The 24,020-nt window shown below is 52.7% G+C and carries 21 protein-coding genes and 1 tRNA gene; 15 read left to right on the top strand and 7 right to left on the bottom strand.

The genetic code is table 11. From position 1 onward, the window contains the following. Positions 1-333: 333 nt before the first annotated feature. From QNN88_RS12110 to QNN88_RS12095, 4 genes are read right to left on the bottom strand one after another with little or no spacing between them, the layout of a single operon-like run. On the bottom strand, positions 334-3,480 hold the full coding sequence (locus QNN88_RS12110) for a CusA/CzcA family heavy metal efflux RND transporter (protein ID WP_414240442.1): 3,147 nt from the start codon (positions 3,478-3,480) through the stop codon (positions 334-336). Positions 3,481-3,491: 11 nt separating this feature from the next. Further along, positions 3,492-4,754 carry an efflux RND transporter periplasmic adaptor subunit gene (locus tag QNN88_RS12105; RefSeq protein ID WP_414240441.1) on the bottom strand — a complete coding sequence of 421 codons (1,263 nt, stop codon included), beginning with the start codon at positions 4,752-4,754 and terminating at the stop codon, positions 3,492-3,494. Positions 4,755-4,786: 32 nt separating this feature from the next. Beyond that, positions 4,787-5,131 carry a cation efflux system protein CusF gene (gene cusF / locus QNN88_RS12100; RefSeq protein ID WP_414240440.1) on the bottom strand — a complete coding sequence of 115 codons (345 nt, stop codon included), beginning with the start codon at positions 5,129-5,131 and terminating at the stop codon, positions 4,787-4,789. A gap of 26 nt (positions 5,132-5,157) precedes the next feature. After that, a complete protein-coding gene (locus tag QNN88_RS12095) occupies positions 5,158-6,540 on the bottom strand; it encodes a Cu(I)/Ag(I) efflux RND transporter outer membrane protein (protein ID WP_414240439.1) in 1,383 nt (460 codons plus the stop codon). Between the two features lie 170 nt (positions 6,541-6,710). Between QNN88_RS12095 and cusR the strand changes: the two genes are divergently transcribed. The 3 genes from cusR (at position 6,711) to QNN88_RS12080 (ending at position 10,118) form a co-directional block, all read left to right on the top strand. Next, entirely contained in the window at positions 6,711-7,394 is a 684-nt protein-coding gene (gene cusR, locus QNN88_RS12090) for a copper response regulator transcription factor CusR (protein WP_414240438.1), read from the top strand. Beyond that, positions 7,384-8,823, top strand: a complete 1,440-nt coding sequence (locus QNN88_RS12085; RefSeq protein WP_414240437.1) for a Cu(+)/Ag(+) sensor histidine kinase — start codon at positions 7,384-7,386, stop codon at positions 8,821-8,823. The genes cusR and QNN88_RS12085 overlap by 11 nt, the downstream gene beginning before the upstream one ends. Before the next feature lie 563 nt (positions 8,824-9,386). Then, positions 9,387-10,118 carry a bactofilin family protein gene (locus QNN88_RS12080; protein ID WP_414240436.1) on the top strand — a complete coding sequence of 244 codons (732 nt, stop codon included), beginning with the start codon at positions 9,387-9,389 and terminating at the stop codon, positions 10,116-10,118. 67 nt (positions 10,119-10,185) lie between these two features. Here the strand turns inward: QNN88_RS12080 and QNN88_RS12075 are convergent. Continuing rightward, a tRNA-Arg gene (locus QNN88_RS12075) sits at positions 10,186-10,262 on the bottom strand. 242 nt (positions 10,263-10,504) lie between these two features. On the opposite strand from QNN88_RS12075, the gene folD reads away from it, so the two are divergent. The 5 genes from folD to QNN88_RS12050 all read left to right on the top strand — a co-directional run bounded on the left by folD (position 10,505) and on the right by QNN88_RS12050 (position 15,067). Further along, entirely contained in the window at positions 10,505-11,371 is an 867-nt protein-coding gene (gene folD, locus QNN88_RS12070; protein ID WP_414240435.1) for a bifunctional methylenetetrahydrofolate dehydrogenase/methenyltetrahydrofolate cyclohydrolase FolD, read from the top strand. 1 nt (position 11,372) lies between these two features. Further along, on the top strand, positions 11,373-11,585 hold the full coding sequence (gene ybcJ, locus QNN88_RS12065; RefSeq protein ID WP_414240434.1) for a ribosome-associated protein YbcJ: 213 nt from the start codon (positions 11,373-11,375) through the stop codon (positions 11,583-11,585). A gap of 284 nt (positions 11,586-11,869) precedes the next feature. Beyond that, positions 11,870-13,369: a PTS transporter subunit EIIC gene (locus QNN88_RS12060; RefSeq protein WP_414240433.1), complete on the top strand. Its 1,500-nt coding sequence runs from the start codon at positions 11,870-11,872 to the stop codon at positions 13,367-13,369. An 84-nt stretch (positions 13,370-13,453) separates the two neighbouring features. Next, positions 13,454-14,470, top strand: coding sequence for a Mal regulon transcriptional regulator MalI (gene malI / locus QNN88_RS12055; protein ID WP_414240432.1), 1,017 nt, complete (start codon positions 13,454-13,456; stop codon positions 14,468-14,470). A gap of 72 nt (positions 14,471-14,542) precedes the next feature. Further along, on the top strand, positions 14,543-15,067 hold the full coding sequence (locus tag QNN88_RS12050) for a metal-dependent hydrolase (protein WP_414240431.1): 525 nt from the start codon (positions 14,543-14,545) through the stop codon (positions 15,065-15,067). Positions 15,068-15,158: 91 nt separating this feature from the next. Here the strand turns inward: QNN88_RS12050 and cysS are convergent, their stop codons facing one another. Further along, on the bottom strand, positions 15,159-16,544 hold the full coding sequence (gene cysS, locus QNN88_RS12045) for a cysteine--tRNA ligase (RefSeq protein WP_414240430.1): 1,386 nt from the start codon (positions 16,542-16,544) through the stop codon (positions 15,159-15,161). Between the two features lie 174 nt (positions 16,545-16,718). Here cysS and ppiB point away from each other — a divergent pair, with 174 nt between their 5' ends. The 7 genes from ppiB (at position 16,719) to mnmH (ending at position 22,656) form a co-directional block, all read left to right on the top strand. Then, on the top strand, positions 16,719-17,213 hold the full coding sequence (ppiB, locus tag QNN88_RS12040; RefSeq protein WP_061076698.1) for a peptidylprolyl isomerase B: 495 nt from the start codon (positions 16,719-16,721) through the stop codon (positions 17,211-17,213). A gap of 2 nt (positions 17,214-17,215) precedes the next feature. Beyond that, a complete protein-coding gene (lpxH, locus tag QNN88_RS12035) occupies positions 17,216-17,938 on the top strand; it encodes a UDP-2,3-diacylglucosamine diphosphatase (RefSeq protein WP_414240429.1) in 723 nt (240 codons plus the stop codon). A gap of 88 nt (positions 17,939-18,026) precedes the next feature. Continuing rightward, on the top strand, positions 18,027-18,863 hold the full coding sequence (locus tag QNN88_RS12030) for a hypothetical protein (protein WP_414240428.1): 837 nt from the start codon (positions 18,027-18,029) through the stop codon (positions 18,861-18,863). Beyond that, positions 18,860-19,801: a DUF1848 domain-containing protein gene (locus tag QNN88_RS12025; protein ID WP_414240427.1), complete on the top strand. Its 942-nt coding sequence runs from the start codon at positions 18,860-18,862 to the stop codon at positions 19,799-19,801. The genes QNN88_RS12030 and QNN88_RS12025 overlap by 4 nt, the downstream gene beginning before the upstream one ends. 114 nt (positions 19,802-19,915) lie before the next feature. After that, the gene (gene purE / locus QNN88_RS12020; protein ID WP_414240426.1) at positions 19,916-20,425 is read left to right on the top strand and encodes a 5-(carboxyamino)imidazole ribonucleotide mutase; all 510 of its coding nucleotides are present in this window, start codon (positions 19,916-19,918) and stop codon (positions 20,423-20,425) included. After that, positions 20,422-21,489, top strand: a complete 1,068-nt coding sequence (gene purK / locus QNN88_RS12015; RefSeq protein WP_414240425.1) for a 5-(carboxyamino)imidazole ribonucleotide synthase — start codon at positions 20,422-20,424, stop codon at positions 21,487-21,489. Before purE ends, purK begins: the two co-directional genes overlap by 4 nt. Before the next feature lie 96 nt (positions 21,490-21,585). After that, positions 21,586-22,656 carry a tRNA 2-selenouridine(34) synthase MnmH gene (mnmH, locus tag QNN88_RS12010; RefSeq protein WP_414240424.1) on the top strand — a complete coding sequence of 357 codons (1,071 nt, stop codon included), beginning with the start codon at positions 21,586-21,588 and terminating at the stop codon, positions 22,654-22,656. A gap of 66 nt (positions 22,657-22,722) precedes the next feature. Here mnmH and QNN88_RS12005 read toward each other — a convergent pair whose 3' ends face one another. After that, a complete protein-coding gene (locus QNN88_RS12005) occupies positions 22,723-23,856 on the bottom strand; it encodes a porin (RefSeq protein ID WP_414240423.1) in 1,134 nt (377 codons plus the stop codon). Between the last annotated feature and the right edge of the window lie 164 nt (positions 23,857-24,020).

Here is a 24,020-nt window from a genome sequence, read left to right as displayed (position 1 = left end):
GTAAAAATGCCGAACTTAACGAAAACTTGATAATAAAATGGAATCAAATGCGATTAACTGTACGATTATGAAAGATAACGTCGATGTTTACACTATTTGCAATATTAGGATGACAGTTTGTCATTTTTTATACACAACCTGCTGAGAAGCAACGGTAAAATAAAGTATTAGACGTGTTAATATGACAACAATGGGGATTCAGGAAGGGATAAACGTCATCAGCAGAAAATAGATTTTACAGTATTGCTGAATATGTCAGAAAGAAGAAAATTTATACTTTCAGCATAATGTTATCCGGTCTGGTCTATTGTCGCAGACCGGATAATGATGGCATTAATGGGATATTTTACGCTGACGATGCATCCACATTAACTTATAAGCCGCAGGGATAATAAACAGTGACAACAGCGGAGCCGTGATCATACCGCCGATCATGGGTGCAGCAATCCGGCTCATCACTTCCGAACCCGCTCCTGTTCCCCACAAAATGGGCAACAGACCGGCAATTATCACCGCCACGGTCATCGCTTTGGGCCGTACCCGTAGCACCGCCCCGTGATACAGCGCCTCATCCAGTTTCTCTGCGCTGAACGTCTGCGGGTTGTCCAGTGAAGGATCGGCCTCAATGGCATGGCGCAGATACATCAGCATCACCACGCCAAACTCTGCCGCCACGCCCGCCAGCGCGATAAACCCGGTCCCCGTCGCCACCGACAGATGGAATCCCATCCAGTACAGGAACCAGATCCCCCCCACTAATGCAAACGGCACGCTGGTGATGATAAGCAACGCCTCGCCGACCCGGCGGAATGCCAGATACAGCAGAACAAAGATAATCATCAGCGTCATGGGCACCATCAGCTTCAGCTTATGGTTTGCCCGCTCCAGCAACTCAAATTGACCAGAAAACGCGACGCTGGTGCCGGACTTCAACTGGACATTATCGGCAATCGCCTTTTTCAGATCGTTGACCACGGAAACCATATCTCTGTCGCGCGCATCAATGTAGATCCAACTGGTGGGCCGCGCGTTTTCCGTTTTTAGCATCGAGGGCCCCGGCGTGATGTTGACTGTGGCCACATCCCCCAGCGTAATTTGTTGCTTCATTGGCGTCAGGATCGGTAACTGGCGCAGCGCCTGCGGGCTGTCGCGATAGCTCTGCGGATAACGCAGGTTCACAGGATAGCGGGCAATCCCCTCAACGGTCTCCCCCACCATCGCCCCACCGACGGCAGAGGTAATAAACAACTGCACGTCACCCACCGTCATGCCATAGCGGGCTGCTTTCTCACGATTAATATCGATGTTGAGATAACGACCACCTTGCAGACGCTCAGCAAGCGCGGATGTTACGCCGGGAACGGTTCGGGCAACCTCTTCAATCTGCTCGGCCAGCGCGTCGATATCGGCCAGCACGTTACCCGAAACTTTAATCCCAATCGGACTCTTAATCCCGGTAGAAAGCATATCAATACGGTTACGAATCGGCGGCACCCACAGGTTTGCCAGCCCCGGCAGACGGACGGTGTTGTCCAGTTCCTCAATGATTTTGTCCATTGTCATCCCAGGACGCCACTGATCCTGCGGCTTAAGCTGAATGGTGGTTTCCACCATTTCCAGCGGTGCCGAGTCCGTCGCGGTCTCCGCTTTCCCAGTTTTACCAAAGACCCGGGCGACTTCCGGTACGGTCATGATCAGCTTATCGGTTTTCTGCAGCATGCTTGCCGCTTCTGCCGCCGAAATCCCCGGCAGCGTGGACGGCATGTACAGTAGATCGCCTTCGTTAATCTGCGGTAAGAACTCGCCCCCCACTTTACTCAGCGGCCAGGCAACGGTCAGGATCGAGAGCACCGCCACCAGCAGCGTGGTCTTCGGCCAGTGCAATACTTTCAGCAACAGCGGGTGGTAAATACGGATCAAAAAGCGGTTGAGCGGATTGCTGTTTTCCGCCGGAATTTTCCCGCGGATCCACAGCCCCATCAGGATCGGGATCACCACGATCGCCAGAAATGCCGCCCCTGCCATCGCATACGTTTTGGTAAACGCCAGCGGTCCGAACAGACGCCCTTCCTGTCCTTCCAGGGTAAAGATAGGAATAAAAGAGAGCGTGATGATCAGCAAACTGATGAACAGCGCCGGACCGACCTCAACGGACGCATTGGTTATCACCTTCCAGCGCGTTTCGTTATCAAGTGCTTCGCCCGGATGCTGGTGTTCCCACTCTTCCAGTCGTTTATGGGCGTTTTCGATCATCACAATGGCGGCATCCACCATCGCCCCTACGGCGATAGCGATCCCGCCAAGCGACATAATGTTGGCGTTCAGCCCCTGGAAATGCATCACGATAAAGGCGATACACAGCCCCAGCGGCAGCGAAATAATTGCCACCAGCGCGGAACGCACATGCCAGAGAAACAGCGCACAGACCAGCGCCACGACGATAAACTCTTCCAGTAGCTTATAGCTGAGGTTATCGATGGCGCGGTCAATCAACTGGCTGCGATCGTAGGTGGTCAGCACTTCCACGCCTTCCGGCAGACTACTTTTCAGCGTCTCAAGTTTACTTTTGACCGCCGAGATCACCTCACGCGCGTTTTTACCGGAACGCAAGATAACCACCCCGCCAGCCACTTCGCCATCGCCGTTGAGTTCAGCAATCCCCCGGCGCATTTCCGGGCCTGTCTGCACTCTCGCCACATCGCGCAGGTAGACCGGCACGCCGTTTTCCCCTGACTTCAGAACGATGTGATTGAAATCATCCAGCGTTTGCAGGTAACCGCTGGCGCGCACCATGTATTCCGCTTCCGACAGTTCCACCGACGAGCCGCCTGCCTCCTGGTTAGAGGTATCCAGTGCCCCCTTCACCTCCGACAGGGTAATGCCGTACTGAGCGAGTTTCATCGGGTCGATCACCACCTGATACTCTTTCACCACGCCGCCCACGGAGGCCACTTCCGACACATTCGGGATGGTTTTCAACTCATATTTCAGAAACCAGTCCTGCAATGACCGCAGCTCCGCCAGGTCGTGCTTACCGCTGCGATCGACCAGCGCATATTCGAAGATCCAGCCCACGCCGGTGGCGTCTGGCCCCATTTCCGCGCTGACGCCCGCCGGGAGCTTACCCTGCACCTGGTTGAGATATTCCAGCACGCGAGAACGCGCCCAGTACGGATCGGTGCCATCTTCAAAAATGACATAGACATACGAGTCGCCAAACTGCGAGAAGCCGCGCACCGTCTTCGCGCCCGGCACCGAAAGCATGGTGGTGGTCAGCGGATAAGTGACCTGATTCTCGACAATTTGCGGCGCCTGCCCCGGGTAGCTGGTTTTGACGATCACCTGCACGTCGGAGAGATCGGGCAGCGCATCCACCGGCGTGTTAACGATGGTCCAGGTCCCCCAGACGCTGAGAAAGAGCGCGCCAATAATGACCAGAAAGCGGTTGGCGACCGAGCGACGAATAATCCATTCAATCATCTGCATTCTCCTCAGTGCGCGTGGGCCGCACTCTCGGGCGTCGCCGAGGGTTGCTGTGCGCGCATCCGATCCAACGCACCGGAAATGTTGGCTTCTGAATCAATCAGGAACAGGCCGCTGGCAACCACCTTCTCACCTTCAGCCAGCCCGGAACGGATCGCCGTGACGCCCTGCGAGGCCTGGAAGACAGAGACGGCTTTAGGGACAAAACGTCCTTCAGCGTCCACCGTGATCACCCGTTGCTCGCTGCCGGTATCGATAAGCGCCTTAGAGGGGATCAGCAGCATTGGCTCACTTTCTGTTTTCAGATTGAGATAAGCGTTCATCCCTGGTTTCAGCGCTTCGTCAGAGTTATCAACTTCCAGGCGCAGTTGCAGCGTCCGGGTGGTGGCATCGGCGCTGGGCAACAGTGTCCACTTGCGAAAGGTGAAGGACTTGTCCGGACGCGCCGGAACGGTCAGCGAAAACGACGACGCGTCCTTAATCAGCCATGCGATGGATTCAGGCACGGCGGCAGTGACCCACACCGGGTCCATACCCTGAATTTTCGCCACCACGTTGTCTTTGGCGATATTCATGCCCGCGCGTAAATCAAAGGCGGTAATGACCCCGTCAATAGGGGCAGTCAGGGTAAAGCGAGTCTGAATTTTGCGCGTTGCGGTCAAACGCCGAATATCCGCTTCCGGCATTCCGGCCAGCCGTAGTCGCTCCAGAATCCCCTCAATTTGGGTTGCCGTGCCGCCAGTCTCTTTTAGCAGCAGATATTCACTCTGCGCTTCCACCCAGTCAGGGATCGTGAGTTCGAGCAATGGTGCGCCTTTTTTCACCTTATCCCCTACGGTGAGCGGCCAGACTTTCTCGACAAACCCGGCGGCCCGCGCCTGCATAATCACGAACTGATATTCGTTGTAGCTGACGTTGGCCGGGAACGTCTGGGCAAACGTGAGGGGGCCACGGCGCACGGCTTCGGTTTTCACGCCGAGGTTTTGCGTTTGCGTGGGATCAATACGCACGCCCGGCGCCGCGGCGCTGGCAGACTCTTCATCGGCATATTTCGGCACCAGATCCATATCCATAAAGGGCGATTTTCCGGGTTTGTCGAAGCGGGTATTCGGATACATCGGGTCGTACCAGAACAGCACCTTGCGGGCTTCTTTTTCCGTGGCTGGCGGTGTATTCGCCGACGGGTGCGCCGCGGCGAAATACGCGTAGCCGCCCACGGCGATAATGCCGCCCGCCATCATGCTGCCGATAATCAGCGCGATATTTTTCATGAAGTCATGCTCAACGTTAAAATAAGAGAGAATTACTGGCTTTTAATATCCTGCAATAAAGAGAGATTGCCCTGCTGGATAAACGTAAACGCCACGTTGTCACCGGGTTTAATATCGTTGAGCTGCGTTTGCGGTGTGAGGGTAAAACGCATGGTCATGGCCGGCCAGTTCAGCGCGGGGATCGGGCCATGTTCAATAGTGACTTTGTTGCTTTCTCTGTCTATGCCTTTCACCACGCCGGTGGCGCTGACCACCGGGCTTTGTTCGGCGGCAGGCATGGCGCTCATCATATCGCCGTGATGGTGTTCATTGGCCTGAGCGTTAATTGCCAGCGTAGAGAAAATTGCGAATACCGCCGCTTTACATACTGTGTTCATGTCTATCTCCTGTGATGTCTTTCGGTTTATTCCAGCCAACCACCGCCAAGCGCGGTATAGAGCGTAATTTCGTTAACCTGTCGGGCGTAATTAAGGTCAAGCAAGGTTTGTTGCGTCGCAAAGAGCGAACGTTCGGCGTCCAGCACTTCGATATAGCTGACCGCACCGTGGCGATAGAGCGCTCTGGCACGCTGAAGAGTGATTTGTAGCGAGGTCAGGTAACGCTGCTGACCGCGAATCTGATCGGCCAGGCTCTGGCGTAGCGCCAGCGCGTCGGCAACCTCTTTAAAGGCGTTCTGGATCTTCTGCTCATAATTGACCACCGACTGCTGTTGGCGGATTTCAGCCAGATCGAGGTTGGCCTGATTTCGCCCGGCGTTGAAGATCGGTAACTCCACTTTTGGAATGAAATTCCACATGCCGCTTGCCGGCGAAAACAGACTGGAGAGATCGCTGCTGCTGCCGGAGATCCCGCTGGTCAGCGTAATGGAGGGGAAAAACGCCGCCCGCGCCGCGCCGATATCGGCGTTTGCCGCCATCAGCGCATGCTCGGCTTCCATGATGTCCGGACGCTGCAACAGGATTTGCGATGAAAGCGACGGCGGTAACGTCACAGCATTGATATCGCCGACGTTCTGTCGCGTATCGTCGGGCAGCGTGCCGTAGCTCCCCAGCAACAGCTGCAACGCGTTGTTCGCCTGCGCCAGTTCTCCCTGACGCTTTGCGATGTCACTGCGGGTGCTTTCAATCAGGCCACGCGCCTGTTCCAGCGCCAGCACGTTGGTGCTGCCGGTGACCAGTTGTTTTTCCACCAGCGCATAGGCACGTTCGTAATTGCTCAGCGTTTCTTGCGCCACCTGCAGCTGCGCATAGGCCAGACGCTGTTTGAACCCGCTCTGCGCCACACTGGATACCAGCAGGATATGCACTGACCGGCGCGCCTCTTCGCTGGCGAAAAAGCGCTGTCGATCGGCTTCGCTCATATTTTTCAGCCGTCCAAAGAAATCCAGATCAAAGCTCAGATTCAGCCCGGCCTCATATTCCCGCGTGCTGCGGGTGTCACCCTTGAGTTTCCCACTCCAGTTTCCGCTACTTTCTGCGTTCAGTTGCGGGTAGCGATCGGCGTCGGTCACCCGATATTGCGCCCTCGCCTCCTGCACTTTCAGCGAAGCCATACGTAAATCACGATTGCTGCGCAGCGCCTCGTCAATCAGCTTTTTCACCTGCGGATCGACGAAAAACTGCCGCCAGCCGCTGTCCTGATACCCCACAGGAGACGTGACTAACTGATTGTGACTCAGAGAAAACTGTTGCGGCACCGGGAGCGCCGGGCGCTGATAGTCCGGCGCGAGTGAGCATCCTGCCAGCAGTAACGCCATCGAAAGCGTGAGAAGCTTAAAATTACGCATAAGCCTGATTTTCATGTGGGTTGATATCAGCCACTTTACCTGGCGCTCTCTGTTCAGCCCGTGACAGCAAAATGACAAAGCTGTCATTTTCCCAGAATGCGATTGCTATCCGATCTGGCTTCTCTAGAATTGAGAGGCCCCATGACTGTCGCGTGGTGAAGGAGAATGCGTTGAAGATTTTGATTGTCGAAGATGAGAAAAAAACCGGTGAATATCTGACCAAAGGGCTGACGGAAGCTGGCTTTGTTGTCGATCTTGCCGACAACGGTCTGAACGGCTATCACCTGGCGATGACCGGCGATTATGACCTGCTCATCCTTGACATCATGCTGCCCGATGTTAACGGCTGGGATATCGTCCGGATGCTGCGCGCCGCCAGTAAAGGGATGCCAATTCTGCTACTTACCGCGCTGGGAACGATTGAACATCGGGTGAAAGGGCTGGAATTAGGGGCGGATGATTATCTGGTTAAGCCGTTTGCCTTTGCCGAGCTGCTGGCGCGCGTCAGAACGCTGCTGCGCCGGGGGGCGGCGGTGATTGTCGAAAGCCAGTTTCAGGTAGCCGATCTGATTGTTGACCTGGTGAGCCGCAAAGTCAGTCGTAGCGGCACCCGCATCACGCTCACCAGTAAAGAGTTTACCCTGCTGGAGTTTTTCCTGCGCCATCAGGGAGAAGTATTGCCCCGTTCGCTGATTGCTTCTCAGGTGTGGGACATGAATTTCGACAGCGATACCAACGCCATCGACGTGGCCGTGAAGCGCCTGCGCGGCAAAATTGATAACGATTTTGAACCTAAGCTGATTCAGACCGTGCGTGGCGTGGGATATGTGCTTGAGGTGCCGGATGGTCAGTAAGCGATTATCCCGCCCTTTTTCACTGGCGACGCGCCTGACCTTTTTTATCAGCCTCGCGACCATTGCCTCCTTTATAGCCTTTGCCTGGATCATGATCCAGTCGGTAAAAGTGCATTTTGCTGAACAGGACATCAACGATTTAACCGAAATCAGCGCCACTCTGGAACGTATTCTCAGCTCCTCTGACGAGCCGGAATCCCGCCGTCTGGAGATCCTGAAAAACGTGGTGGCCGGTTACTCAAACGTCGTCATTTCACTGGAAGGCGCAAACCAACAGGCGCTCTTTCACTCCCCTCATGTGCCGGACATCCGCCAGTTTGTTGCCCGCGCCACGCCGGATAAAACCGTTCCGGGCGGCAATGTCTACTTGATTAACGGTCCCTCGATGCAGATGGCAGGCCACGGCACCCATTCCAGCTGGCGCATGATCCGCCTGCCGGTCGGGCCGCTGATCGACGGTAAACCGTCTTATACTCTGTATCTGGCACTGTCGATCGATTTTCACCTGCATTATATTAACGACCTGAAAAACAAGCTGATCATGACCGCCTCGATCATCAGCATGGCGATCATTTTTATCGTGCTGTTTGCCGTTTATAAAGGCCACGAACCGATCCGCAGCGTCAGCCGACAGATTCAGAACATCACCTCGAAAGATCTCGACGTCCGACTGGATCCCCAGTCGGTGCCGATTGAACTGGAACGACTGGTGCTCTCGTTTAATCACATGATCGAGCGTATCGAAGACGTTTTTACCCGCCAGTCCAATTTTTCAGCGGACATTGCCCATGAGATCCGTACTCCTGTCACCAACCTGGTGACGCAAACGGAGATTGTCCTCAGCCAGCCCCGTAGCCAGAAGGAGCTGGAAGAGGTGCTCTATTCCAACCTCGAAGAATTCAGTCATATGGCGAAAATGGTCAGCGATATGTTGTTTCTGGCGCAGGCCGATAACAACCAGCTGATCCCGGAGAAAAAAGCGATCAATCTGGCGGATGAAGTCAGTAAAGTGTTCGACTTTTTTGAGGCGCTGGCGGAAGAGCGTGAGATCGGGCTGCATTTTGAAGGAAGCCCGTGTCTGGTTTACGGCGATCCCGGGATGCTACGGCGGGCTATCAGTAATCTGCTTTCCAATGCAATGCGCTACACACCGCCGGGCGAGACCATTACCGTCCGGTTGAAAGAGGTGGACGAGCTGGCGCACGTCACCATTGAAAACCCGGGCACGCCCATCCCGGCCGAACATCTGCCACGACTGTTTGATCGCTTTTATCGCGTGGATCCGTCCCGCCAGCGCAAAGGCGAAGGCAGTGGCATCGGACTGGCGATCGTAAAATCGATTGTGACTGCACACCACGGAAAAGTGTCGGTGACTTCCGATGCGAATGTGACCCGGTTTACCTTGAGTTTGCCGAAAGAGCAGGCCTGACTGGCCTGCGCCTCGTGCCGTAACCTCCCTCTTCAGTACCGCCAGCGCTAAGATTCATCCTAAAAAAAACAGCGGTTTATCTTGACTTATTTTTCATCGATACAACTTTTTTACATTTATTTCACTTTCTACGCTTCGCCAATCCCCTTCTGTGGCAGCATGGCTGGCCGTCGATCTTCTCTCTTCTGTCCGATACCCCCTTGCCCGTTACCGAATGAATCTCTCTGTCCACGCCGTTTCTCATCACCAAAAATTCAAACTACTGCACAAAATTCGTCACTGAAAGGAAATAATAATCCGAAAAATTGCCTATCCAAAAATTCTGAAACCTCGCAGAAAAATTATCTCGGATTTTTCAAAAAGCAATCAGGAACTTATCTGTTCCCCCTTTCACCTTCACTATTGTTAATATGGCGTTGATATTTTTTAAAAGGTTTAATTTTTAATTATTACAATCAGAATAAAACATGGTTTATTTTTTATTGTGGAATCAGCCTCTGACTGATACCGTAAAAATACACACGGACAGTTATAAATATAAACAGGAGATGACATAAAATCTTATGCAATATAACCTCCTGTGGCTGGTTTGGGGGCTCTGGATTTACCTCATCATCCATTACGGCGTAGGGGATCAACATTTTTACATCACGTTGAAGTCGCGATGGAAGATTGTTGCCGCAATTATTTTAAGCTGTGGTTTAATTTATGCTGTTTATTTATTTTCATCATCGACGGGGATCCGGACTATGTTTAAACGTAAAGGGCAAAACGCGACTTTTGCTGATACCAATGCAGATATCAACATTGCATCTTCTCTTAATTCTTCCCAGGTCTCCTACCTCGGTGATGACGTAGAAATCACGGTAAAACCTTCGCACAGTGCGCAGATGGAACCCTCCGTTGCGGTTATTCCTGAAACCTGCATTATTAAGGGCGAACTGAACTCTACCAGTGACATTCACGTCAATGGTCGTATTGACGGTATTATTCGCTCAGAGAAAACCGTCCATATTTTAAAAAGTGGACACGTGGAAGGTGATATTATTGCTTACGCTATCGCCATTGATGGCGTGCTGAATGGCAACTGTATTGGTGGAGAAGTCAGTATTAATGCGCAGGGTATTGTAAATGGTCAGGTGAAAAGTGATTCTCTGGCTATTCACAAAAATGGCCGTTTCTATGGTAACTCATTACCACGGGAGGATGAAGAAGAGCATGAAAATGCGTTTATTTCTGCAATGGAATCAGTGAAAGAAAATACGGTCGATATTTCAGACTTTTATCGAGAATAATGTATTTATCGATATGCCGGATACTGGCGATGCCTGATCCGGCCTACACTACCCAGAAAGGCAAGGATGGCGCCCCCTACAGGATTCGAACCTGTGACCGACGGCTTAGAAGGCCGTTGCTCTATCCAGCTGAGCTAAGGGAGCAGTGAACTGCAATGCGGGTGATACAAAACTGGTCGGTATTATACGTTCACAACCTTAACGGTCAATGGCTTTCCTCTCAACTGCTTGAGTTATGAGCATCCCGCCTTTGCGCAGGGCAAATCCCCTTCGGATAGCCATCTAAAACAGCGCCAATGGTAAGCGGTAACTGACAACCGCCTTCACTTCTGACAAAATAGCGCCATCCCCTTTGACGTGAAGTAACAGATGGAATCCTCTCTCTGATGGCAGCAAAGATTATTGACGGTAAAACGATTGCGCAGCAGGTGCGCTCTGAGGTTGCTCAAAAAGTTCAGGCGCGTATCGAGGCCGGACGTCGCGCTCCTGGCCTGGCGGTAGTGCTGGTAGGCAGCAACCCGGCTTCGCAGATTTACGTGGCAAGCAAGCGTAAAGCCTGTGACGAGGTGGGATTCGTCTCCCGCTCGTATGACCTGCCGGAAACCACCAGCGAGGCGGAGCTGCTTGAGCTGATTGACACGCTCAACGCCGACAACACCATCGACGGTATTCTGGTGCAGTTGCCGCTTCCGGCGGGCATCGATAATGTCAAAGTGCTGGAGCGGATTGATCCCGATAAAGACGTGGATGGTTTTCATCCGTACAACGTCGGTCGCCTGTGCCAGCGCGCCCCGCGTCTGCGCCCCTGCACGCCGCGCGGGATTGTCACCCTGCTTGAGCGTTACAACATTGACCTCTACGGTCTGAACGCGGTCGTGATCGGCGCCTCTAACATCGTGGGCCGCCCGATGAGTATGGAGCTGCTGCTGGCGGGTTGTACCACCACGGTAACCCACCGCTTCACTAAAAATCTCCGTCACCACGTTGAGCATGCCGATCTGCTGATCGTTGCCGTCGGTAAACCGGGCTTTATACCAGGTGAGTGGATCAAAGAAGGCGCTATCGTGGTTGATGTCGGCATTAACCGTCTGGAAAATGGCAAAGTGGTTGGCGATGTGGTGTTTGACGACGCCGCTGCGCGTGCCTCATACATTACGCCCGTACCGGGCGGCGTGGGCCCCATGACGGTCGCCACACTTATCGAAAACACGCTTCAGGCGTGCGTTGAATATCACGATCCCCAGGACAAATAACATGGCGACATTTTCTTTAGGCAAGCATCCTCACGTTGAACTGTGCGATCTGCTGAAACTGGAAGGCTGGTGTGAAAGCGGCGCTCAGGCGAAAATTGCCATTGCAGAAGGGAAGGTAAAGGTTGATGGCGCGGTGGAAACGCGCAAGCGCTGCAAGATTGTCGCGGGGCAGACCGTGAGCTTTGAAGGCCAGAGCGTAACCGTTACGGCCTGAGCCGTCTGATGCCCGGTGGCGCTGCGCTTACCGGGCCTACGTACTCTCTCCGTTTGTAGGCCGGGTAAGGCGAGGCCGCCACCCGGCAATTTCTCTCACCATCCCCTTACACCCATCACGGTTAATTATCGATCAACTTCAAAGAATCGCGATTTCATTTGATGAAGCGTGAAATTTCAGTTGCGCAAAATTCATGCCTTCATCACGATAAGTAGAACGTTCTACTATAACGTTCTACTTACAATAACAGCGTCAATAAAAACGCTACTCGGGGGAAAATCAGCATGAGTCTGATATCAGGGTTTATTAAATCGTTGTCGAAATTATCGATGATTGGTCGCGCCTTAATGCTGCCAATTTCACTGCTTCCCGCTGCGGGCCTGCTGTTGGCCTTCGGGGATAAATTCCATCTGCCGCTGATGATGAACGCCGGCGGCGTTATCTTTGATAACCTGCCGATGCTGTTTGCTATCGGCTCTGCCGTCGGTCTCGCGTCAGAATCAGGTATCGCGGCGCTGTCGGCGGCGGTCTCCGTGTTTGTCACTAATATCACCATCAGTACGGTACTGAGTATCACGCCGGAGATGGCCTCCCAGGGCGGCAAATACGCGATGGTGGTCGGAATCCCGACGCTGCAAATGGGCGTCTTTGGCGGTCTGATTTGCGGTATTCTCGCCGCCTGGTGTTACAACCGCTTTCATACCATGCAGTTGCCGGAATTCCTCGGCTTCTTCTCCGGTAAACGTTTTGTAGCCATCGCCACCGCGTTTCTCTCCTTTGTGCTCGGCCTGCTGCTGCCCTACGTCTGGCAACATATCCAGTCCGGTATTGATGCGCTGTCAGTGGTCGTTAACGGCGATAATCAGGCGGTCTCAACCTTTATTTTTGGTCTGGTTGAACGTGCGCTGATCCCGCTCGGTTTACATCACATCTGGTATCCCTCTTTCTGGTATTCCTTTGGGGATTACACCACTCAGGCCGGCCAGGTGATCCACGGCGATCAGACAATCTGGTTCAAAATGCTGGAGGAAGGGGTGAAATCCTTCAGTAGCGATACCTATCAGAACGCCGGTAAGTTCATGCAGGGTGAGTTCCCGCTGATGCTGTTCGCGCTGCCTGCGGCCTGTCTGGCGATGTATCACGAAGCGCACACGAAGAATAAGAAAATTGCCGCCGGTATTCTGTTCTCGGCGGCACTCACCTGCTTCCTGACAGGGATCACCGAGCCGGTTGAGTTCACCTTTATTTTCGTGGCGCCAATTCTGTACGTCTTCAACGCCGTGATGGCGGGTCTGGCCTATATGACCATGTACCTGCTGCATGCGCATATTGCCAAATCGTTTTCCGCCGGTTTCATCGACTACCTGTCGTTTGGCATTCTGCCGTCCTTCAATGGCTATCAGACCAACTTCCTGAACGCCATTATCATCGGCGTGCCAATGGCGCTGATTTACTACTTTACCTTCCGCTTTGTCATTCGCCGTTTCGATATCAAAACGCCAGGCCGTACCGAAGTGACCGCTAATGCAAACGATAAGACGGATACAGAGATTGCCACTGAAATCATTGGACTGCTGGGCGGTGCGCAGAATATCGACTCCGTCGGCTCCTGCATTACCCGTCTGCGTCTGGAAGTGGCGAAAAGCGACGTGGTCGATAAAGACGGGCTCAACAGTCTCGGCGCGCGCGGCGTGGTCTTTGTCGGGGATAATGGTATCCAGGTGATTTTCGGTGCCAGAGCACAGTTTATCGCCCAGACCATGTCCACGATGATCGGCAAATAATAAGATGTCTGAATGACACGTCTCCTGTAGTCTGGGAGACGTTGTTGTATCAGGCTGATAACCGGTATTTTTCAGGGAGCGATTTTGAAGAAAGTCAGCATTATTGATGTCGCAAAGCAGGCGGGCGTTTCGGTTTCAACCGTCTCTCTGGTGCTACGCCAGAAAGGGAAAATCTCAGAGGCAACCATTGAGAAGGTCCATGCTGCTATCAATACGCTTGGGTATGTTCATAACATCGCCGCGGCAAATCTTCGCGCCAACACCTCTAATCTGATCGGCCTGATCCTGCGCGATTTCAGCGACAGCTTTTCCATCAAGGTCATGGCAAGCCTTGTTCAGGAACTGGAAAAACACGGTTTTATGGTTTTTCTCGGTCAACCGCTCAACGATAACGATCACCTGGAACGTTGCTTGTTGTCGTTTAAACAGCAGGGCGTTGCCGGGGTGATTTACCTCGCCTCCGATAATCGTGCCTCAACATTGCCGGAAAAAATCCGCCACTGCCCGCTGCCGCTGGTGGTGGTGTCTCAGTCGTTACTGGAAGACAAGTGCAATCTGGTGATGCGCGATAATCGCCAGGCCGCAAACCTGGCAGCTCGTTATCTCATTGAGCGTGGACACCGTAACATCGCCTATATCGGCGGTCAGGAAGGCTGCCACATTCGTGAACAACGGCTGCTGGGTTTTCGCAATGCAATGACACAAAACGGCCTGGTGTTTCGCGAGGAGTCCGCGCCGGCCTGTAGTGACGACACTCTGGCGGCGGGGCTCGCCACGCGTCAGTTACTGGAAAAGAACAACACATTCACCGCCCTGCTCTGTCATTCTCCTGCCGCGATGATTGGTTCTATCTCCGGCATTCATCAGGTTGGACGCACGGTTGGGAAAGATGTTTTCCTCACACAGCAGGTCGCCCTGATTGGTTTTGAAGACATGCTCCATGTGAATCTGACGTCACCATCATTGACCTATGTTTCATCTGCCAGTGAAGAGACCGGGCGCCAGGCGGCGTTCCTTATGATTCGCAAATTGAAGGAACCGGATCTGCAAACCCAGCGCATTACCCTTTCCGGTCAACTGGTCGTGCGCGAATCGGCGTAATTTCGGAATTCACCCGCCTCCTCTCCCCGCTTGCCACTGCTATATTGCTATGATTTGCCAGGGTTAATGCCAATGCCTACCGTTATTACACACGCCGCCGTCCCGATTTGCCTGGGACTCGGTCTGGGACTGAAAGTGATTCCCCCACGCTTACTCTTTGCCGGGATCGCGCTTGCGATGCTGCCGGACGCCGACGTTCTTTCGTTCAAATTCGGCGTGACCTACGGGAACGTGTTCGGACACCGCGGATTTACCCATTCGCTGCTGTTCGCATTAGTGGTTCCGCTGCTCTGCGTGTGGATGGGGCGACGATGGTTTAAAGCCGGATTACTGCGCTGTTGGTTGTTTTTGACGGTTTCGCTGCTGTCACACAGTTTGCTGGATTCGATCACTACCGGCGGTAAAGGTGTTGGCTGGCTGTGGCCGTGGTCGGACGAACGCTTTTTCGCGCCGTGGCAGGTGATTAAGGTCGCGCCGTTTGCCCTGTCGCGCTATAACACACCGTACGGGCATCAGGTGATATTTTCGGAATTATTATGGGTATGGCTACCGGGAGTTATGATGATGGGTGTGCTCTGGTGGTACAGACGTCATTAATAGTGCCTGATGGCGCTACGCTTATCAGGCCTACCGATCATTCCATCGTAGGCCGGATAAGGCGTGAGCCGCCATCCGGCAATTCAGGTAATTACTTACGACGCCAGGTGGTCCCCTGCGGGCCATCTTCCAGCACGATGCCCATCTCATTGAGACGATCACGTGCTGCATCCGCTGCCGCCCAGTCTTTTGCTTTACGGGCATCCAGTCGCGCCTGAATCAGCGCCTCTATTTCTGCAACTTCACCGTCGTCCGCCTGTGCGCCGCTTTGCAGAAACGCGTCCGGCTCCTGCTCCAGCAGTCCCAGCACACCTGAAATCTTACGCAGGTGAGAGGCCATTGCGTTTGCGGCAGCCATATCTTCGCTCTTCAGACGGTTCACTTCACGCGCCATATCAAACAGTACGGAGTAGGCTTCCGGGGTGTTGAAATCGTCATTCATCGCCTCAACAAAGCGCGCTTCAAATGCCTCGCCACCGGCTGGCGCGACCGACGTATCTGTCCCGCGCAGCGCAGTGTACAGGCGCTCCAGCGCAGAACGCGCCTGCTTCAGGTTCTCTTCGCTGTAGTTCAACTGGCTACGATAGTGGCCGGACATCAGGAAGTAGCGCACCGTTTCCGCATCGTAATACTTCAGCACGTCACGCACGGTAAAGAAGTTACCCAGCGATTTGGACATCTTCTCACGGTCAACCATCACCATCCCGGAGTGCATCCAGTAGTTCACGTACTCACCGTCGTGCGCGCAGGTGGACTGAGCGATTTCGTTTTCGTGGTGCGGGAACATCAGATCAGAACCGCCGCCGTGGATATCAAAATGATTACCCAGCTGTTTGCAGTTCATCGCGGAACATTCAATGTGCCAGCCCGGACGACCTGCGCCCCACGGTGATGGCCAGCTCGGCTCGCCCTCTTTGGACATTTTCCACAGCACGAAGTCCATCGGGTTACGTTTCACATCGACCACATCCACACGCGCACCGGCCTGCAGTTGGTCCAGATCCTGGCGCGACAGTTGACCGTAGTTCGGGTCGGTCGGGACATCGAACATTACGTCGCCGTTATCCGCCACATAGGCGTGACCTTTAGCAATCAGCTGTTGCGTGATTTCAATGATTTCAGCGATATGGTGAGTCGCGCGCGGCTCCAGATCCGGACGCAGAATATTCAGCGCATCAAAATCGTTGTGCATTTCGGCGATCATACGATCCACCAACGCCACAAAACTTTCGCCGTTTTCATTCGCACGCTTAATGATTTTATCGTCGATATCGGTGATGTTACGCACGTACTTCAGTTTGTAGCCCAGGAAGCGCAGATAGCGTGCCACCACGTCAAACGCCACAAACGTACGGCCATGACCAATGTGACAGAGATCGTAAACGGTAATACCACACACGTACATGCCGACTTCCCCGGCATGAATAGGTTTGAATTCCTCTTTTTGGCGCGTCAGTGTATTAAAGATTTTTAACATCGAAGATTCCGTGTAAGACGTGTGTGGATAATAAAGTCTGTATAATAACCATAATTTGGACCGGAAGCAGCACACTTTGCGAGGTGATCGCAGCCTGCGGTTATGCTATAACACACCCCTAACTCTGACCCTTAGCTGGGTTAAAGCACCACAATCTCGGAACAGGATGCAAAAATGGTTACTTTCCACACTAATCACGGCGATATCGTAATCAAAACGTTTGATGATAAAGCGCCTGAAACAGTTAAAAACTTCCTGGACTACTGCCGCGAAGGTTTTTACAACAACACCATTTTCCACCGTGTGATCAACGGTTTTATGATTCAGGGCGGCGGTTTTGAACCTGGCATGAAACAGAAAGCCACTAAAGAGGCTATCAAGAACGAAGCCAACAACGGTCTGAAAAACACCCGTGGTACGCTTGCAATGGCGCGTACTCAGGCTCCGCACTCCGCAACAGCTCAGTTCTTCATCAACGTGGCTGACAACGACTTCCTGAACTTCTCCGCCGAAAGCATGCAGGGCTGGGGCTACTGTGTATTTGCCGAAGTGGTTGAAGGCATGGACGTGGTTGACAAAATTAAAGGGGTTTCCACCGGTCGCAGCGGCATGCACCAGGACGTACCGAAAGAAGACGTCATTATCGAAAACGTGACCGTCAGCGAGTAATCGTGGCGACACTGTTTATTGCAGATCTTCATCTCTGCACGGAAGAACCGGCGATCACCGCCGGTTTTCTGCGCTTTTTAGCGGGTGAAGCCCGTCAGGCCGACGCATTGTATATCCTGGGCGACCTGTTCGAAGCCTGGATTGGCGATGACGATCCCAACCCGTTACACCATGAAATAGCCGCCGCCATTAAAGCGGTTGTTGATTCCGGCGTCCCCTGTTTCTTCATTCACGGTAATCGTGACTTCCTGATTGGCAAACGCTTCGCCTGCGAAAGCGGCATGACGTTGCTCCCCGAGGAAAAAGTGCTCGAACTGTACGGTCGCCCGGTGCTTATTATGCACGGTGATACGCTATGCACCGATGACGCGGGTTATCAGGCGTTTCGCGCAAAAGTCCATCAGCGCTGGCTGCAAACGCTGTTTCTCGCCCTGCCGCTGTTTATCCGCAAACGCGTGGCCGCCCGAATGCGTGCCGACAGCAAAGCCGCCAACAGCAGCAAATCGCTGGAAATTATGGACGTCAACCAACATGCGGTGATCACAAAGATGGAAAAACACCACGTTCAGTGGCTGATTCACGGCCATACTCACCGTCCTGATGTTCACCCGCTCACGGCGAATGGCGAACCCGCCTTTCGCATCGTGTTAGGAGCCTGGCATACCGAAGGATCGATGGTCAAAGTCACCCCGGACGATGTGGAGCTTGTTACGTTTCCGTTTTAGAAATACTTTTCGTTAAATTAATGATTTAGATCATAATACATTTTATTCATAAAGCTAAGCTGGGGAAAATAATTTTCAAGAGATCATTATGAACATAGACCGTGATTTTATTCATGACGTAGTTTATAATTTTCATGCCAGCATCATGCAGGATGGTGTATTATGTGAATACTCAGACATTTCGCCTGTAAATGAAAACTACGATGATGCAATCTATCAAAAAATATATGCCTTAAAATATATCCCCGCTTATTATTTTGAATATTGCATACTTGCAGACAAACTTTCAAAGAGACTCGCACTTAAAAAAACAAAACGTGTAGAAATTGCTTCGTTTGGTTGTGGACTATACCCTGACTACTTTGCATTATTACATAATTTAGGCAATATTGATTTCGAATATTATGGTTTTGATATTTGCCAATGGAAAACGAGAACACTATTGCCAGCAAGCGAAGATAATATATACTTACGTACTAAGTCAATTGATTCAATTAGAGAGAGTTTCCTTAAGGATATCGATGTTTTTATCTTCCCGAAATCATTAGGTGACATTGCTGAAAACATAGACATTCCCTCTTTTGCTGCTAAAATTGCAAAAACAAGAAATGACACTATTTATTTTCTAAATTCCTTTATAACTGTAGATCACAAACTAAACAAACATCATGTTGATATTTTTTCACAATTTCATGAGGCAATGTTAGCCGCCGGATTTAAAACCACTGACAAAAGTGGTGATACCTTTTATTCTGGCACTCGTGAGCGCCAGGGATTAAAAGGAATTGATTGTTCTTTCGACTACCCACAAGATATACGCCTTTGTGAAGACAAAGATAAATATGACTGTGAGTGTAGAGTTGTTCATAGTCCGGTACTAACCAACAGTTACATGAATTTTCAAATACTGGAATACTCGCGATGATCATTAGTGCCAGCCGTCGCACCGATATACCCGCTTTCTACAGTGAGTGGTTAATGAACCGCATTCGCGAGGGGTTTTTGCTAACCCGGAATCCCTTTAACTATCACCAGATTTCTCGGGTGTCATTGCTGCCAGAAGATGTTGATGCGATAGTATTCTGGACACGCAACCCCACGAAACTGCTTCCCTATATCGATGAGCTCACTGACATCGGTCACCGTTTTTATTTCCAGTTCACCCTCACCGGTTATCCGCGGCTGATTGAGTCTAAAACCTTAAATCCGCATAAAGCGCTCGACGTATTCAAACGACTGTCAGCAAAAGTAGGCCCTGAAAAAGTCATCTGGCGCTACGACCCCATTTTGTTTTCAAATCTCCTCCCGTTTGATGAACATATCCGGTTGTTCAGTAAAATCGCCACCGAATTAGAAGGTCATACCCGCCGCGTCGTGATTAGCTTCGCTGATTTTTATCAAAAGACGGAAAAAAACCTGAAGGCGATTGATTCACTTATTTACAGCGATATCACGAAAAACCAGGAACTCTGCTTATCGCTGTCGCAAAAACTGGCGGATATTGCCCGGCAACACGGACTGGATATTTACTCCTGTGCAGAAGAAGTCAATCTTACCGGGCAGGGAATTCAGCACGGTAAGTGTATTGATGAGGCGCTCATTAATGACTTGTTTGGCTTATTAATACCCAATAACAAAGATACAGGTCAACGGGAGGCCTGTGGATGTGTCAAAAGTACAGACATCGGTGCCTACAACACCTGCCTGCATGGATGCCAATATTGCTACGCGACTTACAATCAGAATCAAGCCAACAGCAATTTCAAAAAGCATGATCCACTGAGTCCCTTTTTATCAGGGGGCACAGAGGGGGTTGATCCACTTCTGTTAGAACCGGTACGTTTCCAGCAAAATCTCTTTTGACGTTGCAGGAAGCCTTAAAATCCAGCTACGCAACCGTTTTCCTTGCCGTCGTATCATGTTATTCTCTGTGGCCTCAAAAGCAGCGTGTCCCGCACCACAGGAGTTTTCCGACGCATGTCTTCCCGCAATAATCCGGCGCGTGTCGCCATCGTGATGGGGTCCAAAAGCGACTGGGCTACCATGCAGTTCGCCGCCGAAATTTTCGAAATCCTGGATGTTCCGCACCACGTTGAAGTGGTTTCTGCCCACCGCACCCCCGATAAGCTGTTCAGCTTTGCCGAAAGCGCGGAAGAGAACGGTTATCAGGTGATCATTGCTGGCGCGGGTGGCGCCGCTCATCTTCCAGGTATGATTGCGGCGAAAACGCTGGTGCCGGTACTGGGCGTTCCGGTACAAAGCGCGGCGCTGAGCGGCGTCGACAGCCTGTACTCTATCGTGCAGATGCCGCGCGGTATTCCGGTCGGTACGCTGGCGATAGGTAAAGCGGGTGCAGCTAACGCGGCGCTGTTGGCGGCGCAGATTCTGGCGACGCATGATAAGGCATTACATCAGCGCCTGAACGAGTGGCGCAAGGCGCAAACGGATGAAGTGCTGGAAAATCCGGACCCGCGAGGTGCGGCATGAAACAGGTTTGCGTACTCGGCAACGGTCAGTTAGGACGTATGTTGCGTCAGGCCGGTGAACCGCTGGGCATCGCCGTCTGGCCGGTTGGGCTGGATGCAGAACCCGCCGCCGTGCCTGTTCAGCAGAGCGTGATCACCGCAGAAATCGAGCGTTGGCCGGAAACCGCGTTAACGCGTGAACTGGCGCGTCATCCCGCGTTTGTTAACCGCGACGTATTTCCGATCATTGCTGACCGTCTGACGCAAAAACAGCTATTTGATAAGCTCGGTCTTGCGACCGCGCCGTGGCAATTGCTGGCCGACAAAAGCGAATGGCCTGCCCTCTTTGCCCGTTTAGGCGAACTGGCGATCGTCAAGCGTCGCGTCGGCGGTTATGACGGTCGTGGTCAGTGGCGTTTACGCGCCGATGAAACCGATCAGCTGCCGGACGATAACTACGGCGAGTGCATTGTCGAGCAGGGGATCAATTTCTCAGGCGAAGTGTCACTTGTGGGCGCACGTGCGCACGATGGCAGCGCCGTGTTCTATCCGTTGACCCGTAACCTGCATCAGGACGGCATTCTGCGGACCAGCGTCGCCTTCCCGCAGGCTAACGCGAAGCAACAGGCTCAGGCCGAATCGATGCTTTCGGCCATCATGCAGGAACTGGATTACGTTGGCGTGATGGCGATGGAGTGTTTCGTCACACCGGACGGGCTGCTGATCAACGAACTGGCACCCCGCGTGCATAACAGCGGTCACTGGACGCAAAACGGTGCCAGCATCAGCCAGTTTGAGCTGCATCTGCGCGCAATTACCGGTCTGCCGCTGCCAACACCTGTCGTCAATAGCCCCTCGGTGATGGTGAACCTGATTGGCAGCGATCTCAATTATGACTGGCTGAAACTGCCGTTAGTGCACCTGCACTGGTACGACAAAGAGGTGCGTCCGGGACGTAAAGTGGGTCACCTGAACCTGACCGACAGTGATACTGCGCGCCTGAGCGCCACACTGGAAGCCCTCGCACCGCTGCTGCCGACGGAATACGCCAGTGGTATCCTCTGGGCGCAAACGCAGCTCAAATAAGCTTTATCATGCGGAGAAGCTTAACTTCTGCTTCCCCGCCCTCTCCTTCAGCGCGTAAAATCCCGTCCATTGCTGTTTGTCTTTTCAGGATTTCACATGAACGATGGAACGGACTATCGCGCGATTCTTATCGCCGGTACGCCCTTAATCGATGTCCGTGCGCCTGTTGAATTTCAACAGGGCGCAATGCCGGGCGCCATAAACCTGCCCTTAATGAATGATGAGGAACGCGCCGCCGTAGGCACTTGCTATAAACGTCAGGGACCGGAGGCCGCACTTGAACTCGGTCATCAACGGGTCAGCGGCGAGATTCGCCAGCAACGTCTGGATGCCTGGCGCGAAGCCTGCCGTCAACACCCGCAGGGTTATCTGTGCTGCGCCCGGGGCGGTCAGCGTTCGCACATTGTCCAGCAATGGTTACGCGAGTCTGGCGTGGATTACCCGTTAATCAAGGGTGGCTACAAGGCGCTACGCCAGGCCGCCATTGTTGCCACAGAAGAACAGGTCCAAAAACCGATCGTGCTGATTGGCGGCTGCACCGGCAATGGCAAAACGCAACTGGTGCAAAAGCAGGAAAACGGAGTAGATCTCGAAGGTCTGGCGCACCATCGCGGCTCCTCATTTGGTCGCACGCTGGAACCCCAGCTCAGTCAGGCGAGTTTCGAAAATCTGCTGGCGGTAACGCTGCTTAAAAAGCAGGCTTCACGTTGGGTACTGGAAGATGAAGGCCGGATGATTGGCGCTAACCATCTGCCGGAATGCCTGCGCGAGCGCATGACGCAGGCCACTATCGCGGTAATTGACGATCCGTTCGAGCGGCGTCTTGAGCGTCTGCGGGAAGAGTATTTTGTGCGTATGCATCATGATTTCACCCATGCCTATGGCGAAGAGCCGGGATGGCAGGAATACAGCAACTATCTGCATCATGGGCTTTTTGCCATTCAACGGCGCCTGGGGTTGCAGCGGTTTAACGAGTTAACCGCCAGGCTGGACGTGGCGCTGGAGGCACAGCGTCAGACCGGCAGCACCGAAGCACATTTCAGTTGGTTAGTGCCGCTGCTGGAAGAGTATTACGATCCGATGTATCGCTATCAACTGGAAAAGAAAGCCAGGAAAATTGTGTTCCGCGGGACGTTTGAAGAGGTTGAAGCGTGGTTGCGCGGTTGAAAAATGCCGGATAGTGATCATTTGTAGGCCCGGTAAGCGTCAGCGTCACCGGGCCTGGCATCAGACTCAGAAGTCGTAACGCAGACGCACCAGGTTCATATCACCCAGGTTGTCAGTGCTGGAGGTAAAGACGTGTTCGTAATCAACACGGAAACCGTAATCCAGCTGGAAGCTGATACCCACGCCGTTGTCAGTACGCAGGTAATTGCGGCCATTCACGTATTCAATGCGATCACCCATGAAATACGGCTGAACGGATTTCAGTGCATACTGGTTGATTGGGAAGGTATAGCCCGCAAAGTATTCCAGCCCCCATGCGTCACCGGCAAAGTAGTCGTTAACAGACACTTTTTTGGTGGTCATAAAGTTCTGATACCAGCCGCCGCCAAGCGATAAGGTCCAGTTATCCGGCGTCCAGCTCAGTGCCGTACCGACGATGTTCTGATCGTACGTTTTGTTGCCGTTACCGCGCATTTCCGCACGGGTGTAGTTCCACGCCGTACCCCAGCTCAGATCGTCAGTAATATGATAATCCGCGCCCAGTGAACCACCGCCTTTACGCTTGTAGTTCAGGCCGTTGTTCGGGTTGTAGTCGTCGCTGAACAGATAAGAGGCGTAGAGATCAACATCGCCGACCGTTTTCTTATATTTCAGCATCTTGCGTGAACGGTAAGAACCGTCATAGTCGCCGTTAATCCCGTTACCCGGCGCCTGACCAATCATGTCGTAGTCCCAGATATCGGTTTTCGCACCGACCACATCGTAGTAAATGCTGTTCTGTTGACCGAAGGTCAGCGTACCCCAGGTATCGCTCTTCAGACCGGTGTACAGCATACGGCGGGTGGTATCGTGCGCGCCGTCTGCGTAGTGGTTGTCCCAGTTGAACTGCGCCGGAATGTTCACGCCCAGCTCATAGAAGCTGATCCAACTGATGTCATCAAACAGATAGTAATCTGCCGCGAAGCGGAAACGGGTGCCGCCATCGAAGCCATTACGCTTATAGCCATTTGCGCCGTCGTCACCCGTCATATTCTGGAACTGAGGACGGATACTCCCGCCAACGGTAAAGTTGAGACGGCTCAGCGGATTGCCCGCCAGCGGATCTTGTTTCAGAATCGTGATTTCCGCCTGAGAGGCGAAAGACGTCAATGCCACTGCTGCGCCGATCGATGCCGCCAGCGCTGTTGTTTTTATAGTCATTATTTTTCCTTGATAGATTTCCTGCTAACTATTCAGCAATTGAATATTAACTGGTATTAACACTGACGTGTTGGCGGGTTTTTAATGATTTGTGCCGTTAAACAGCGAGGGATTATCAATTTATGCTACTAAGAAAGTACGCGCCAGCATAAAAACCGGCGCGT

This window comes from Citrobacter sp. ANG330, from assembly GCF_047467925.1.
GTDB classification, from domain to species: domain Bacteria; phylum Pseudomonadota; class Gammaproteobacteria; order Enterobacterales; family Enterobacteriaceae; genus Citrobacter_A; species Citrobacter_A amalonaticus_G.
This window is presented reverse-complemented; position numbering and strand designations above follow the sequence as displayed.